This is a genomic window from Rhodanobacter glycinis, from assembly GCF_900114325.1.
Taxonomy (GTDB): domain Bacteria; phylum Pseudomonadota; class Gammaproteobacteria; order Xanthomonadales; family Rhodanobacteraceae; genus Rhodanobacter_A; species Rhodanobacter_A glycinis.
The window spans coordinates 22421-37645 of sequence record NZ_FOSR01000018.1 but is presented as its reverse complement, the minus strand read 5'-3'; the positions used below and the strand labels follow the sequence as shown (position 1 = coordinate 37645).

Below are 15225 nucleotides of genomic sequence, written 5' to 3'. Positions count from 1 at the left end.
GGCGCGTCCTTACACCGAGCGTGGATAGTCGGATTTGAGCTGTGTGAGTCCTTGAGGCAACGGTTCCAATTGCGCCGCCTTCCCCTCACCTCCCAACCACTCATGCGTCCCACTCTTGACCGTGAAGTTCCCCGGGCAGGCGATGGTGATGTTCTGGCCGTCGAGGGTGATGGTGCTTTGGCCGGATTGAAGGACGATCTTGTCTTTTGCGAGGACCTGGATGCTGTCGGTGGTGCTGGTAACGGTGACGCTTTGGTCGGCGAGGATGTCCATGGCGTCGGTGTGGGCCTCGATGCTGACCGGGCCGTGGTTGGCGATGATTTTCATGCCGCCGTCGGCGGTGTAGAGGCTGGCGCTGTCGCCGCTGACGGCGGCGAGGGTGGCGCCGGCGGCGAGGTGGGTGTCGCGCTGGCTGGTGAGGTGCTGGTGTTCGCCGGCGAAGCTGGCGGCGCTGTTGGGGGTGGTGAGGGCGACGCTCTCGGGTGATTCCAGCATGATCGCTGGCGCGGCGAAGCGTTCGACCGGGTCGCCGCCGCTGCGCTGGCTGCCGCTGGGCTTGGTGCTGGCCTGGCCATTGACGGGGCCGGTGTATTTGCCGTTTTGCTGGGGATCGATCACTTGCTGCAGATCGGTCTGGGCGCGGTTGGCGGCCAGGCCGCCGGCCTTGGCCTGTGTGGCCGCGCTGTCCAGCCGCTTGGCGGTGGCGTTCGCGGCCTTGAGCTGGCCGATCGCTTCGGCGGCGTCCATCTGGGTGGATTGGCCTTGCGCGCGGGCAGTGCCGGACAGCAGCAGGCCTTCGCCGGCGCGAACCACGGCCCAGCCGGCGGTGATCAGTTCGAAGCCTTCGCCGCGATAGCCGCCGCGGGTGTTGCCACTCTGGTCGATCAGGTAGCCGAGGTTCAATTGGCTGTCGGCGATGCTGTGGTTGAGGCTGTGGCGCAATTGACCGCTGGCATCGTCGAGCACCCAGCGGCTGCCGTTCTGGCCATCCAGGGTTTGCGTCTGCACGCCACTCAGCGTGCCGGGATGATTGGCGCCGCTGTTTTCGCCTGCCGCGAACGGCGGCGTGGCCGGGCCGTTGTAGAGCTGGCCGACGACGACCGGATGGTCGATGTCGCCGTGGGCGTATTCGACAAGCACTTCGCTGCCGATGCGCGGCACGAAGCTGTGGCCGTGATGGGCGCCAGCGTTGGCTTCGGCCACGCGCACCCAGGTGCCCGAATGATGATCGCCCGGCGCGTGGCCTTGCGGCAGGTGCTGGCTCATGGTGTCGGTGAGGCCGCCGGGCAGCGGCGCGGTGCCGCGCTGCCACGGGAATTGCACGCGCACCTGGTGATCGCGGGTGCCGGTGAGCGTGTCGCCCGGCACGCCGGTGACGATGGCGGTTTGCACGCCCGGGGCCAGTGGGCGGTCACGATGCGCGGGCGCAATCGGCGTGCCGGCGGGCACGGCGTCGAATTGCTGGCGGTAGCTGCCCTTGCCGAGCGTGCTGTCGTCGGTCTGGCTGCCGCGCAGGTGCGGCAACGCCGTGCCGAGGTTGTTGGTGGCCACATGGTCCAGCGTCAGCGGCACAAAGCTCTGGCCGGACAGGTCCGGGTGCTGGGTCAGCAGGTAGCTCTTGCCCGCTTCCAGTGTGCGCACGGCGCCCTGGCCGCGGAAAGTGCGGGCAGGCAGACGCAGGGCATCCAGCCGATGGGTGGCGTAGTGCTGTGCCTGCGCGGCGGTGTCGAAACGGCCGCTGCGGTCGGCGTCGAACACGTCCAGCGAGGGCAGCTCGGGGGCGTTGCCGTCATGCGGGGCCTGGGCCGTGCCGGCCACGCTGAGTACCTGATCGGGCTTCCAGCTGGCGGTGGTGACCTGGTCGGGCACCAGCTGGCGGCGTTCGCTGAACACGCTGATCGCGTCGTCCTGCTCGGTGGCGTCGATGCGATGGAAGCGCACCGCGGCCGGCGCGCCCGTGGGCTGTGCTGCCTGGGTATCGAAGATCACCAGGGTGTGGCCGGGGCCATCGTCGCTGCTGGTCTGGTCGTGCTCGAAGCGGTACGACAGGCCTTCCTCGCCCAGCAGCCGCTGCACGAAGGCCAGATCGGTTTCGCGGTACTGGGTGCAGATGGGACGGGTGCGCAGTGGCGTGGTGACTTCGGTGCGCACCTTGAGTTGCGGGTAGTCGGCCAGCACCTGGGTGACCACGTCGAGTGCGCTGCGATCCTGGAAGATCAATGCGTTGCGGCGCAGCGCCAGCAAGGCCAGCCCGGATTGCATGTCGAGCCGGTAACGCGCCAGGCCGCCATCGGCACCCAGCGAGGCGGCATGGGTGATGATGCCGTGCCAGTAGCGGCGGCCACCGGCGGCGGTGGCGATGCCCACGCTGATCGGTTGGCCGATCAGCGGCTTGAGATCGATGAAGGCGGAGGCGCTGACGCAATCCAGTTCGAAGCGGAAATCGTCGTTGACGGCTTCGCGCCCTTCGAAGCGCTCGACGATCAGGCCGTCGGCCGCAGTGGTGTCCAGCGTGATGAAGCGCGTGGTCTGCGACAGCAGCCCCAGCCAGGCGGAAACGTCAAAGTCTTCCATGTCTTTTCTCTTGCGCAGATACGGTACAGCCCTGTCCCTTCAAGCTTAATGACATGAAGTTGCGAGGGGTATCGGCGAAATCCGACACGGCCGGGTGTCGGTGTCGACCCGGTCACAGTTCGCCATCCGGGGGCGTCCGGCCAACCAGGGCCCGACAGGCTGCTAGGATCGTCATGGAGGCGGCCGGCAAATGGCCGTTTCCCGATGATTGCCTGCCACGGGGGTTCTGGCCAGCGTGACGACCAACAAGAAAATCACCTCGTTCGACATCGCCGATCTGGCCGGGGTTTCCCAGTCCACGGTATCGCGCGCGTTGCGTGGCAGCCCGCTGGTGAACGAGGAGACCCGGCGGCGCGTGCAGGCGGCGGTGGAGTCGCTCAACTACACCGTCGACAAGAACGCCTCCAACCTGCGGCGCAAGTTCTCCGGCACGCTGGCGCTGCTGTTCTTCGAAGACCCCACCCCCGACGATTCGCACATCAACCCGTTCTTCCTGTCGATGCTCGGCTCGATCACCCGCGCCTGCGCGAAGCAGGGCTACGACCTGCTGATCTCATTCCAGCAGCTGTCGCGTGACTGGCATGCCGACTTCGCCGACAGCAAGAAGGCCGACGGCATCATCCTGCTTGGCTATGGCGATTACCTGGCCTATTGCGACCGCCTGCAGAAGCTGGTCGAACAGGGCACCAGTTTCGTGCGCTGGGGCGCGGTGTTGCCGGGCCAGCCCGACATCACCATCGGTTGCGACAATTTCCGTGGCGGCCACGATATCGCCACGCACCTGCATGAGCAGGGCTGCCGGCGCATCGCGTTCCTCGGTGATGCCTCCAGCCACTACCCGGAATTCTTCGAACGCTACCGCGGCTATGCCGCGGCGCTGGAAGAGCACGGCCTGGTCGCCGACCCCGACTTGCAGGCCAATGCGGAAAGCACCGAGCGCGCCGGTTACGAAGCCATGCAGAGCCTGCTCGAACGCGACGCGAAGTTCGACGCGGTGTTCGCCGCCAGCGACCTGATCGCCATCGGCGCGCTGCGCGCGCTGGCCGGTCGTGGCCTGAAGGTGCCGGACGACGTGGCGCTGGCCGGTTTCGACGACATCCCCGTGGCCGGCTTTATCAATCCCTCGCTCACCACCATTCGCCAGGACACTCGCCAGGCTGGCGATGCGTTGGTGGAAAGCGTATTGAAGATGATCCACGGCGAATCGCCCGAAAGCGCGGTGCTGCCGGGCAAGCTGATCGTGCGGCGATCGAGCGTGCGCGAACCATCGGGCTTAGGCGATGCTTAGCAAGGGGCTTCAAAACCCACGGGCCGATGCGTACTGTGAGCCCATGCCGCCTCTTCCGAAAAATCTTGCCGTGCCCGTGACACGATCGATCGTGTGTTGCTGCCGCCTGTTTGCCGGGCACGGGCCGCAACGATGAAATTGCTGCTTGTCGAAGATTCCGAACGCCTGCGTAGCACGCTCCAGCACGGGCTGGTGGCGGCCGGGTTCGTGGTGGATGCCGCAGCCGACGGCGTGATGGCCAAGGGCTTCCTCGACACCTACGAATACGACCTGGTGACCCTCGACCTGATGCTGCCGCGAATGGACGGCATGGCCGTGCTGCGCGGCCTGGCGCGACTGCGCACGCGCCCACGGGTGCTGGTGCTGTCGGCGCGCGACCAGGTATCCGACCGCATCGAGGCGCTGAACGCCGGCGCCGACGATTACCTGGTGAAGCCGTTTTCCTTCGATGAGCTGGTGGCGCGATTGCGCGCCCTGGCACGCCGTCCCGAGGAAGCGCACATGCCCATCCTCGAATGCGGGCCCCTGCGCATCGATACCCGTTCGCAGAGCGCCTTCGTGGCGGATGAGCCGCTGTCGTTGACGCCGCGCGAATTTGCCCTGCTGGGCCTGCTGATGCGGCATCGCGGCCGCGTGTTCAGTCGGCATGACATCCTCGAACGGCTGGCCGGCAGTGACTCGACCGCGTCGGAAGGCAGCGTCGAGGTACTGGTCTTCGGCCTGCGCCGGAAGCTTTCCGATGCCGGACTCGAAGACATCGTCAAGACACGCCGCGGCGCGGGTTACCTCATTCCATGAAACCGCGTTCGCTGGCGGGACGTATCGCGTTGCTGGTGGGCGTTGCCACCATGGCCATCCTCGGGGTGGCGTCGGTGGTCATGGATCAGTGGGTCGATGCGGAGATGGCCCAGCGCTTCGATTCGGATCTGGTTTCCCAGGCCAACGCGCTTTCCGCGCTGGCCACGCTGGAGGACGGGCGGCTGGCATTGGGCGATTCGGATTCGCCGCATGCACGATGGCTGTCGGAAATCGACGAGACGGTCTATGCCATGCGCTGCAGCGGTGGCCAATCACTGCTGAGCGACCCGGCGCCGGCGCGTTATCCGGAAGGCTGGGCCGAGCGGGCGACTGCACAGCCGGCGTACCAGGACATCCGCATCGATCACCGCGTGTTGCGGGCCGTGTGGTTCCGCTTCCAGCCGGAGCTTTCGAAGGAGCCTGGCGAGGACGCATCGGCCGCAGCGGGAGCCGGCAGTTGCAGCATCATCTTCATGCAGCCGCGGACCAAGCTCGACGACATTCTGGAGGCGATTGACGGCATCCTCGTCTTCACGCCGATGCTGGCCTTGCTGGCCGTGTTGCTGATCACACCGATGCTGGTCCGGCGCGGGCTGAAGCCGCTGGCCTTGCTGGGCAACGAAATGCGGCACATCGGTCCGCAGGCACCCGGGAAGCGCCTGCCGGAAACCGGCACGCGCGAACTGGAGCCATTGGTCGGTCGCTTCAACGGCGTGCTGGAGCGCATGGACGAAGGCGTCAATCGCGAGCGGCAGTTCGCCGGTGCACTGGCCCATGAAACCCGCACCCGGCTGGCCGAGTTGCGTGTCCTGGTCGACGTGGAGCGGCGCTACCCCAGCGGTCGTCCCATCGATGGCTTGCTGGCGGAAATCGGCAATATCGGCGGCGAGCTGGAAAGCACGGTGTCCGGGTTGCTCCTGCTGACCCGGCTGGATGCCGGCGTGGAAAGCATGCAGCGCATCGAGGTGGATCTGGACAGCGTGCTCGAGCGGCAAATCGAACATGTGGCGCCGACTCTGAATCGACGCGGGTTGCGGCTCGACTGGCAGCGGTTGCCCGTGGCCGGAACGGTCATCGCCGACCCGTCACTGCTGGCCATCGTCATCGGCAACCTGCTGGGGAACGCCAGTACCTATGCTCCCGAGGGCAGCGTGATCGTGATTCGCCACGAAGGGCCATCCCTGATCATCAGCAACGCCGCGCCGGGTCTGGACAGCAGCGACGTGTCGCACTTCGGGCAGCGCTTCTGGAGCAAGCATCCGGGCAGCGAAGGCCATGCCGGACTGGGTCTGGCGCTGGCAGGCGCAGCGGCTCGCGCGATGGACTTCCAACTGGCTTTCCAGCTGGATCCATCGCAGCAGCTGCGTGTGGTCCTGGGCTGGGGTGGCTGAGAGCCAGTCCGAAACCTCGTCCGGCCCCTCATCCTTCGCGAAGTGGAAGCGGCCTGTAGGAGGCCGCTTCTGTCTCAGGTCTGCATGTTCGGAAAGATGTTGAGCAGGCTCTCAGAAGCGATGCACGTAGCCGATGCGGAAACCGCCGGGTAGCCAGCCGAGGATCAGCGGGCTCTGCCGGTGCGAGGCCCAGATGCCCAGGCCGGCACCCAGTGCGGCACCGACGATGACGTCGCTTTGCCAGTGCCCGCGCACCTTGAGGCGTGCGACGGCGTCGTACAGCGGCAACGCGGCCAGCGCATAGACCGCTGGATGGTCGCTGCCGTACTTCACCATGAAGGGGGTTACCGCGGCGCTGATCACGGTCACTTCGCCGCTGGGAAAGCTTTCGTTGTGGATGCCGCGGAAGAAGCGGTTCGGATCGTCGGTTTGCGAGGGACGCTCGCGCTGGAACGTCAGCTTCATCGCCTGGGCGGCGACAGCCGATACGGCGACGGCATCCACCGAGCGCCAGAACGTATCGCCCAGCTTGGTCTGGTCACCCAGCGCAAACGCGCCGCCGATGACCGTCAGCATGGTTCCGTATTCCACGCCCAGCTGCGCGTTGCGATTCCAGATGCCGTGGTTGTCGTAATGCAGGCGATGATCGATGCCGAAAGGGCCGCCGCCAGCATGGGCCAGTGGCACCTGCAGCAATGCGCAAAGGGCGATGGCAAGAATCAGAAAGTGGCGCATGACGTGCTTCTCCATGGTATTCAACGGCTGCCTGCATGCAGTCGGTGAGTGTGCGGCTTATCGGGATGAGGCTGCTGGGTAATCGGGTTGCGCGGTGCAGGTGGTGTATTCGCCGATGGCCCGGTCGACCCAGCCGGCCACGCACGGTGCCGTGTGGACACCGTCGTCTCCCGCCGCCACGTCGATCCCTTCGTTGCGCGGACCATAGGGCGTGTACTTGCTTCGATTGGACTGGGTGAACAGGCCCAACGTCGGCGTGCCGACGGCCGCGGCCAGGTGCATGACGCCGCAGTCGGCGCTGACGAAGCCCTGCATGTTCGCCAGCACCGCGGCCAGTTTGCGCAAATCGCGGGTGTAGAACGATGCGGTGACCCCGGGCAGTTGCGAGCGGCCGTGCTCGGCCAACACCTCGACGATATGGACATCCGGCCGGCGCGCGCGCAGTGCCGTGGTGAATGCCTCCCACCACGGTTCGGGCAGTCGCTTGGGACCGGTGGCGTTGCCGAAGATGCCGATCACCGGCTGCGTACCTGCCTTGCAACCGTCGCGCCCGAGGATCTTGGCGAGCGCGGATGCGCCGTGCTGCATGTCGCTGGGCGCGAGTGGCACGTCAAGCGTGGGCCATTCGGTTTCCGTCGTTCCCGCATAGGCGGTCCGCAGCAGGAAAACGCTGCGTTTGGCCAGGTGTTCGGGTGCGGTCGACCAGGGCCCGTCGGTTTCTCCGCCCGCGGTCGAGTTCGGGAATCCCACCTTGTAGCGCGCCCGGCAGACGCGCAGGGCCAGGCGACCGGAGCCCGAGCCGGCGCAAGGGTCGATCGCCAGGTCGTAGGTGTTGCCGCGCAATTCATGCACCAGCTGCGCGGCAAGCCATGGATGATGCACGGCGCGACGCGGGAAATTCATGATGCGCCGGACCTGGAAGCGTGGGCCGTACAGCACCTGTGCGGCGCAACCGGCACTGACGATATCGATCTCGGCGCCCGGATAGAGCGTCTCGATCTCGTGCAGCAACGGGCTGATCAGCACCATGTTGCCAAGCCGGTGGTTGGGCCGGCAGACCAGCACGCGATGGATGCCGCGCACCGGCAATTCCCCGGGTTGGCACAAGCGCATGCCGGTGCTGCTGCGGGGCGGGGACGCACGCTCGCTCATGGGCGTCCCACGACCAGTACGCTGAAGCTGCCCGGCACGATGCCGTGGCGGCCGTTGGCCTTGGTAGTCTTGCTCCACTGCGCGGCAGACAGGTACAGGCGATGTTTCTGCGGGTCCAGCGCCAGCGTGCGGGCGCTGCGCTGGGTGGGAATGGTGGCCGTCACGCGGTATTGGTCGGGGCTGTTCTCGTGCACGGCGGTGATCGTGCCGCTGCCGCCGTTGGCGCTGTAGATCATCGACGTGGCCGGATTGAACACCACGGCGTCCGGGTCATCGCCGATCGGCACCATCGCCACGCGCTGGCCGTCGCGGGCATCAAGCACCGCCATCAGATTGTTGTCGCACACCGAGAACAGGCGGTGGTGGGCGGTGTCGATGGCCAGGCTGCTGGGCGAGTGGCACGGCGCCAGCGGCCAGGTGTGCAGCAGCTTGTCGGTATGCGAGTCGATCTGCACCAGCTCGGACTTGTCTTCGATGTTCGCGTACACGTGGCCGGCGCCGTCGGCCACGGCAAACTCGGGACGACCGGGCAGCGGAATCGTGTCGATGACGAGGTTCTTCGTCGTATCGATCACGCTGGCGCTGTTGCTGTGGCCGTTGAAGGTGAACACGTGGTGCGACGACGGGTCATAGACGATCGCGTCGGGGTTCTTGCCGGTGCCGGACACCACCGCGACGGTTTTCAGCGTGGCCAGGTCGAACACCGTGACCGACGCACTCTTGCCATCGCTGGTGAAGCCGCGGTCCAGGTCAGGGGCGAGCGCGATGCCGTGCACGCCATCGGTGTCGGCAATCGTGCCGACCTGCTTCCCGTTGTCGGCGTCGAGCACGAGGACGCGGTTGCCCCGGCTGACGAACAGGTGCCGCCGCTGTGCATCGAAGCTCAGGTAGTCCCAGCCGCCCGTGCCGCCGAGTTGCCAGCGCGAGAGCACGCGATAGCCGGAGGCCGGCGAGGTCGTGCTGGCGTGGGCGCTGATGCCGACGATGGCGGTGGCGAGCACTGCGAGCAGGGCCGTACGTAACAGGGAGCGTGGCATGAGCGGAACCTTCGCGCGATGGATGGAGTGGTATCCGCATATCATCCCGTCGCCGGCTTATGACTGGCTTAGCGCGCGCGACAGGGCGTCGCCGGCACTGCCGGAAGATCATGAACCGGTTCTAAGCTTGGGCTAAGTTGAAAACGGCAAAGTGGCAGGATGCGGACTCCCCTACGCGCAACCTACATCATTGACACGCCGGCTCCCATGGGTCGTTTTCCACGGCGGCGCAGGCTTGCCGGCTGGTTGCCGGCGGCGATGCTGCTGGCCTTGTCAGGCTGCGCAAGCTATGCCCCCGAGCCGCTCGGCAACGGACACGGCACGGTGAACCTGAACCAGCTGGTGGTGCCCGCGTCCTCGATGCCGGTGCGGGACCTGGCCGCACACCGGTTCGACCCGGCCGATGGCCTCGACGTCACCGAAACGGCGATGCTGGCGGTGGTCAACAACCCCCAGCTCAAGGTCATGCGCGACCAGCTTGGCGTGGCGCGCGCGCAGGCGTTTGCCGCCGGACTGTTGCCCGATCCGCAGCTGGCGTGGTCGCGCGACCTTCCGAGCAGCGGCCAGAGTGGCCTGACCAGCGCCTACAGCCTCGGCCTCAGCTATGACATCGGCAACCTGCTGACCCGCTCGGCGCGGGTGAAAGCCGCGGACAAGTCGCGCGAGCAGGTGCATCTGGACCTGCTGTGGGCCGAATGGCAGACGGTGGCGCAGGCGCGCCTGCTGTTCGACCAGGTGACCTCCAGCCGGGCCCAGGAGGCGGTGCTGACACGCGAAGTGGCCGCATTGAAGCCGCTTGACCGGCAAGTGCGCGTGGCGTTGGCGTCCGGCAACCTGAGCTATGACGGTGCGGCCGTGGGCCTCAATGCCATGGCCGACGCCCAGCGGCGCCTGGCCGAAACCACGCGGCAGCGCCAGCAAGCCGAATCCGACCTGCGCAGCTTGCTGGGCTTGTCGTCCCGGGCACCGCTGGATTTGGTCGGAGCGCCTTACGGGCGCGAGCCCGACGCCGCGCAATTGCAGCAGGCGTTGCAGAGCTTGCCCGCGCGTCGCCCCGACCTGCTGGCGCTGCGGGCCGGTTACGCCGCCCAGGAGCAGCGGCTGCGCGAAGCGGTGATTGCGCAGTTCCCGGCGATCAACATCGGCATCAACCGCGCCCGCGACACCAGCGACGTCACCACCAACGGCTTCAGCATCGGCATCACGCTGCCCTTGTTCAACCGCAATCGCGGCAACATCGCGATCGAGAAGGCCACCCGCCAGCAGTTGCATGACGATTACGATGCGCGGCTGCTGACCACGCGCAACGACATGCACCAGCTGCAACAGGGCTTGACCTCGCTGCAGGCGCAGACTGCCATGCAGGAGGCACACGCACGACGGCTGGATGCCGCCCGCGCGGCCGCGCGCCAGGCCTGGCAGGCCAACCTGATGGACTGGCCGACGTATCTGTCGATTCGCGGCAACGCCTTGACCGCCGATCTCGACCTGCTCGCCCTGCGCCAACAACGCGCCACCCAGGCGATTGCGCTGGAAACGCTGCTCGGCGGCGATTGGACCGCCCAAGCCATGAGCGCCACCTCACCTTCTTCGAACCGGCACAAATGATGAATCGCCTGATCCCCAAACTGGCCTTGCCGCTGATCGCCGGCCTGCTGGCCGCGTGTGGCCAGGGCGCCAGCAATACCGACGAGGCCGCGCCGAGCGTGGCGGTGACCACCGCCAAACCGGTCCAGCGCAGCTTCGACGACACGGTGGCAGCCTTCGGCACGATCCAGGCCGACCCGCGCCGTGCGCGAACGCTGAATCTCGCCCACGGTGGCCAGGTGGTAGCCCTGCGGGTGGCCGACGGGCAGTCCGTGCGCGCGGGCGATCTCCTGTTGAAGGTGGCCACCGACCCGACCGCACGCAATGCCTATGCGCAGGCGCAGAGCGCGCTGACCCTGGCACGCGGCGAGTTGGCACGCACCACGAAACTGGCCGCGCAGCATCTGGCCACGCAATCGCAACTGGCCACGGCGCGCAAGGCGGTGGCCGATGCCGAGGCCGGCGTGCAGGCGCAGCGCAGCCTGGGCGGTGCAGCAGCGGTCGAGTCGGTCGTGGCCCCCGCGGCCGGCGTGGTCTCGCATCTGCAGGTGAGCCTGGACCAGCGTCTGTCGGCGAATGCGCCGCTGCTCGATTTCACCCCGTCTGGCGGATTGATCGCGCAACTGGGCGTGCAGCCGGGCGAGGCCGGCATCATCCACCCCGGCATGCCGGTGAGCCTGCGCACGGTGTACGGCGACGCCAAGGTGCTGCAGGGACAGGTGAGCATGCTCGGCGACGCGCTCGATGCGCAGACGCACCTGCTGCCGGTGCAGGTCAGCCTGGCGCCGACCAAGGCGGCGCTGCCGTTGGCCGGCACCGCGCTGAATGCGCAGATCCAGACCCGCCACTACACCGCCTGGGCGGTGCCGCGGGCATCGCTGCGGCATGACGAGAGCGGCGATTACCTGTTCCAGATGGATCACGGCAAGGCGCACCGGGTGGACGTGACCGTGCGCTCGCCGGCGGGCGATCCGGTCGGCGTGGAAGGTTCGCTCGATCCCGCGCTGCCGGTGATCGTTCTGGGCGCCTATGAATTGTCCGACGGCATGGCCGTGCGCCAGAACGCAGCACGCAAGGGCAGCCAATGACGGCCACGCAATGGATGCACCGGCATCGGCGTTCGCTGCTGTTCCTGGCGCTGATCCTCGCCATCGGCGGCATCATCAGTGCCTTCAGCCTGCCGGTGTCGCTGTTTCCGAACGTGTCGTTCCCGCGCGTGCGGGTCACCCTGGATGCCGGCGACCAGCCCGCCGACCAGATGGTGGTGAGGGTCACGCGGCCGGTGGAGGAAGCCATTCGTCGTGTGCGCGGTGTGCGCGAGGTGCGCTCCACCACCAGCCGCGGCAGTGCCGAGATCAACATCGGCTTCGACTGGGGCGCGGACATGGGCCGCGCGCTGCTGAACGTCAACGCCGCGATTGGCGAGATCCTGCCGAGCCTGCCGCCCGGCGTGAACGTGGGCGCCAAGCGACTCGATCCCACGGTGTTCCCGGTCCTCGCCTACAGCCTGAGCTCGGACACACTGACGCCGACCCAGTTGCATGACATCGCCGAGTTCCAGTTGCGGCCCTTGCTGTCCGGCGTCACCGGCGTGGCGCAGGTGGATGTGCAAGGCGGCGACGTGGCCGAGTTCCATGTGGACGTGGACGCGGACAAGCTGCGTGCGCAGGGGCTGACTTTCGCCGACCTGGACCATGCCGTGGCCAATGCCGCCACCATCCAGGCGATGGGCCGGCTGCAGGATCACTACAAGCTGTACCTGCTGCTGGCGAACAACCAGCCGGCCACGACCCAGGCGCTGGGCGACATCGTGCTGCGTGCCGGTGCGCACGGCGTGCTGCGCTTGCGTGACGTAGCGACGGTACGCATGGATCACGTGCCGCAATGGGTGCGCACCACGGCCGATGGCCACGATGCAGTATTGATGCAGGTGTTCCAGCAGCCCAGCGGCAACAGCGTGCAGATTGCGCGCGACGTGGCGCAGCGCCTGGCCACGTATCGCAAGCAGGCGCCGAAGGGTCTGCATATCGCCAACTGGTACGACCAGACCCAATTGGTGCTTGGCGCGGCGGGCAGCGTGCGCGACGCAATCCTGATCGGCATCGTGCTGGCCGGGTTGGTGCTGTTCGTGTTCCTGCGCAACGTGCGGGTGATCCTGGTCGCGTTGATCGTGGTGCCGTCGACGCTGGCGATCACCGTGATGTTGCTCAACGTGCTGCACATGAGCTTCAACATGATGACGCTGGGCGGCATGGCCGCCGCCGTCGGATTGCTGATCGACGACGTGATCGTGATGCTGGAACACATCATGCGGCGCCTGCGCGATGGCACTGGCCCGGTGCGTGATCGCATCGCCGGCGCAGCGTGGGAGTTCACCCGGCCGTTGACCGGTTCCAGTGCGGCCACGGTGGTGATCTTCCTGCCGCTGGCATTCCTTACCGGTGTCACTGGCGCCTTTTTCAAGGCGCTGTCGTTGACCATGGCCAGCGCGCTGGTGATCTCTTATCTGCTCACTTGGGTGGCGGTGCCGCTGCTGGCCGAATGGCTGATCGACGAACGCCACGCGGAAGAGCATCCGCCGGGGCGTTTTTCCACGAAACTGCTGGCAGGTTACGAAAGCACGCTGGGCAAATTGCTCAAGCGTCCCGCGTGGCTGCTGCTGGGCGTGGTGCCCTTGCTGCTGGTGGGCGTGCTGGCGTACCGGCAGGTAGGCACCGGCTTCATGCCGAAGATGGACGAGGGCGGTTTCACGCTCGACTACCTGTCCGAGCCGGGCACCTCGCTCACCGAAACCAACCGGTTGCTGGAGCAGGTCGAGGCGATCATCCGCGCCAATCCTTATGTCGCCACCTATTCCAGGCGCACTGGCTTGCAGCTCGGTGGTGGCCTCACCGAGGCGAATACCGGCGACTTCTTCGTGCGTTTGAAGAACGGCAAGCGGCCATCCACGTCGACGGTGATGGAACACATCCGCGAACAGATCGTGGCCAAGGTGCCGGGGCTGGATGTCGATGTTTCGCAATTGATGGAGGACCTGATCGGCGACCTCACCGAGGTGCCGCAACCGATCGAGATCAAGCTGTACGGCGACGACCAGGCCCAGCTCGACGCCACTGCGAAAAAAGTCGCCGAAGCGATCGGCAAGGTCAACGGCGTGGCCGAGGTGCGCGACGGCATCAACCCGGCCGGCGACGCACTGGACGTCAAGGTCGATCCGGTCAAGGCAGCCATGCTCGGGCTCGACCCGGTCGCGGTGGCACAACAGGTGGCCGACGCGGCGGCCGGCAACGTGGCGGCGGAACTGCCGCAGGGGCCGAAGATGATCGGCGTGCGCGTGTGGTTGCCGCCGGCTTCGCGCGCGCGCCTGCAGCAACTGGAGGCGCTACCGATCCGCGCCGCCGATGGCCACATCGTGCCGCTTTCGCAACTGGCCACCATCAGCGAGGAGCAGGGCCAGCCGGAGATCGATCGCGACAACCTGAAACGCATGGTGGCGGTGACCGCGCGCATCGTGGGCCGCGACCTGGGTTCCACCGTCAGCGACGTGAAGCAGGTGCTGGCGAAGCCGGGCCTGTTGCCGCCGGGCATGTATCACGAAATGGGTGGCCTGTATGCGCAGCAGCAGATCGCCTTCCATGACCTGAGCATCGTGATGCTGGCGGCGATCGCGCTGGTGTTCACCCTGCTGCTGTTCCTGTACGAAAGCTTCCGGGTGGCGTTGGCACTGATGGCGGCGCCGCTGCTGGCGCTGGCGGCGGTGTTCGTCGGGCTGTGGATCACCGGCATCGAGTTGAACATCTCGGCGATGATGGGCATGACCATGATCGTGGGCATCGTCACCGAACTGGCGATCTTCTACTTCTCCGAGATGAACGACGCCGTGCAACGCATGCCGCTGCACGAGGCGATGCTGTACGCCGGGCATCACCGCATGCGGCCGATCCTGATGTCCACCATCGCGGCGATCCTCACCCTGCTGCCGCTGGCGCTGGCGATCGGCCAGGGCTCGCAGATGCAGCAGCCGCTGGCGGTGGCGATCATCGCCGGCATGCTGGTGCAGGTGCCACTGGTGCTGTTGGTGATGCCCGCGCTGTATGCGTGGCTGATGGGGCGCGGTCGCAAGAAATCCACGGCCCAAAGCGAAGACTAAGCCATGGATAAGAGGTGGCTAAGCTCGCGTGCGTAAGGTGAAGGTGTCGTCGCAACGCAACTTTTTGCGCGGCGATCGACACCCAACCACCAAGGAGTACGTGATGCAAAAGTCCATCGTTCTCGCCCTGCCGCTGGCCCTGTGCGGCCTCGTGTTTGCCGCGCAGGCGGGTACTTCGAAGCAGGCGGCTGCGCACGCGAAGATCAGCATGACGCAGGCCCGCAAGATCGCGTTGAAGGTCTATCCCGGCAAGATCGTGAAGGAAGAGCTTGAGCACGAAGCCGGCGGCAGTGGCCTGCGCTACTCGTTCGACATCAAGTCCGGCAAGAACACCCACGAAGTGGGCGTGGATGCGAAAACCGGCAAGCTGCTCGAGAACTCGCTGGACAACAACGACGCGGATTGACGCCGCGCGCGATATGCCATGCCGGTACGCAGGGCGTGCCGGCATGGCCGGGGTGATGCCGGGGCGGTGGCTCTGCCGGGCCTGCATGCATCTGTCCTAAGCATTCG

11 protein-coding genes are annotated in these 15225 nt (G+C 66.7%); 7 read left to right on the top strand and 4 right to left on the bottom strand.

Annotation, left to right across the window (positions count from 1 at the left end; genetic code table 11):
• Nucleotides 1-9: 9 nt before the first annotated feature.
• The gene (locus tag BMY90_RS15185; RefSeq protein ID WP_092705065.1) at nt 10-2574 is read right to left on the bottom strand and encodes a type VI secretion system Vgr family protein; all 2565 of its coding nucleotides are present in this window, start codon (nt 2572-2574) and stop codon (nt 10-12) included.
• Between the two features lie 235 nt (nt 2575-2809).
• Between BMY90_RS15185 and BMY90_RS15180 the strand changes: the two genes are divergently transcribed.
• From BMY90_RS15180 to BMY90_RS15170, 3 genes are all read left to right on the top strand, one after another.
• Nucleotides 2810-3862 carry a LacI family DNA-binding transcriptional regulator gene (locus tag BMY90_RS15180; protein ID WP_092705064.1) on the top strand — a complete coding sequence of 351 codons (1053 nt, stop codon included), beginning with the start codon at nt 2810-2812 and terminating at the stop codon, nt 3860-3862.
• A gap of 132 nt (nt 3863-3994) precedes the next feature.
• Nucleotides 3995-4660 (top strand): response regulator transcription factor, encoded by a 666-nt coding sequence (locus BMY90_RS15175; RefSeq protein WP_008210772.1) that lies wholly within the window; start codon nt 3995-3997, stop codon nt 4658-4660.
• Nucleotides 4657-6051, top strand: coding sequence for a sensor histidine kinase (locus BMY90_RS15170; RefSeq protein WP_092705063.1), 1395 nt, complete (start codon nt 4657-4659; stop codon nt 6049-6051). Before BMY90_RS15175 ends, BMY90_RS15170 begins: the two co-directional genes overlap by 4 nt.
• A 111-nt stretch (nt 6052-6162) precedes the next feature.
• On the opposite strand, the gene BMY90_RS15165 is transcribed toward BMY90_RS15170, so the two are convergent.
• From BMY90_RS15165 to BMY90_RS15155, 3 genes are read right to left on the bottom strand one after another with little or no spacing between them, the layout of a single operon-like run.
• Nucleotides 6163-6786, bottom strand: a complete 624-nt coding sequence (locus tag BMY90_RS15165; RefSeq protein ID WP_245735057.1) for a phosphatase PAP2 family protein — start codon at nt 6784-6786, stop codon at nt 6163-6165.
• Nucleotides 6787-6843: 57 nt separating this feature from the next.
• On the bottom strand, nt 6844-7899 hold the full coding sequence (locus BMY90_RS15160; RefSeq protein WP_092705081.1) for a glycosyltransferase family 9 protein: 1056 nt from the start codon (nt 7897-7899) through the stop codon (nt 6844-6846).
• A gap of 35 nt (nt 7900-7934) precedes the next feature.
• The gene (locus BMY90_RS15155) at nt 7935-8975 is read right to left on the bottom strand and encodes a YncE family protein (RefSeq protein ID WP_092705062.1); all 1041 of its coding nucleotides are present in this window, start codon (nt 8973-8975) and stop codon (nt 7935-7937) included.
• A gap of 207 nt (nt 8976-9182) precedes the next feature.
• On the opposite strand from BMY90_RS15155, the gene BMY90_RS15150 reads away from it, so the two are divergent.
• The 4 genes from BMY90_RS15150 (at nt 9183) to BMY90_RS15135 (ending at nt 15118) form a co-directional block, all read left to right on the top strand.
• Nucleotides 9183-10583, top strand: a complete 1401-nt coding sequence (locus BMY90_RS15150; RefSeq protein ID WP_092705061.1) for a TolC family protein — start codon at nt 9183-9185, stop codon at nt 10581-10583.
• Nucleotides 10583-11650, top strand: coding sequence for an efflux RND transporter periplasmic adaptor subunit (locus BMY90_RS15145; RefSeq protein WP_092705060.1), 1068 nt, complete (start codon nt 10583-10585; stop codon nt 11648-11650). Before BMY90_RS15150 ends, BMY90_RS15145 begins: the two co-directional genes overlap by 1 nt.
• Nucleotides 11647-14712 (top strand): efflux RND transporter permease subunit, encoded by a 3066-nt coding sequence (locus tag BMY90_RS15140; protein ID WP_092705059.1) that lies wholly within the window; start codon nt 11647-11649, stop codon nt 14710-14712. The genes BMY90_RS15145 and BMY90_RS15140 overlap by 4 nt, the downstream gene beginning before the upstream one ends.
• Before the next feature lie 103 nt (nt 14713-14815).
• Nucleotides 14816-15118: a PepSY domain-containing protein gene (locus BMY90_RS15135; protein WP_092705080.1), complete on the top strand. Its 303-nt coding sequence runs from the start codon at nt 14816-14818 to the stop codon at nt 15116-15118.
• Nucleotides 15119-15225 lie beyond the last annotated feature (107 nt).

Excerpts from the sequence above, each read along its gene's own strand:
- BMY90_RS15185 (WP_092705065.1), bottom strand. The coding sequence starts at position 2,574 with ATGGAAGACTTTGACGTTTCCGCCTGGCTGGGGCTGCTGTCGCAGACC.
- BMY90_RS15175 (WP_008210772.1), top strand. The coding sequence starts at position 3,995 with ATGAAATTGCTGCTTGTCGAAGATTCCGAACGCCTGCGTAGCACGCTC.
- BMY90_RS15170 (WP_092705063.1), top strand. The coding sequence starts at position 4,657 with ATGAAACCGCGTTCGCTGGCGGGACGTATCGCGTTGCTGGTGGGCGTT.
- BMY90_RS15165 (WP_245735057.1), bottom strand. The coding sequence starts at position 6,786 with ATGCGCCACTTTCTGATTCTTGCCATCGCCCTTTGCGCATTGCTGCAG.
- BMY90_RS15160 (WP_092705081.1), bottom strand. The coding sequence starts at position 7,899 with ATGCGCTTGTGCCAACCCGGGGAATTGCCGGTGCGCGGCATCCATCGC.
- BMY90_RS15155 (WP_092705062.1), bottom strand. The coding sequence starts at position 8,975 with ATGCCACGCTCCCTGTTACGTACGGCCCTGCTCGCAGTGCTCGCCACC.
- BMY90_RS15150 (WP_092705061.1), top strand. The coding sequence starts at position 9,183 with ATGGGTCGTTTTCCACGGCGGCGCAGGCTTGCCGGCTGGTTGCCGGCG.
- BMY90_RS15145 (WP_092705060.1), top strand. The coding sequence starts at position 10,583 with ATGAATCGCCTGATCCCCAAACTGGCCTTGCCGCTGATCGCCGGCCTG.
- BMY90_RS15140 (WP_092705059.1), top strand. The coding sequence starts at position 11,647 with ATGACGGCCACGCAATGGATGCACCGGCATCGGCGTTCGCTGCTGTTC.
- BMY90_RS15135 (WP_092705080.1), top strand. The coding sequence starts at position 14,816 with ATGCAAAAGTCCATCGTTCTCGCCCTGCCGCTGGCCCTGTGCGGCCTC.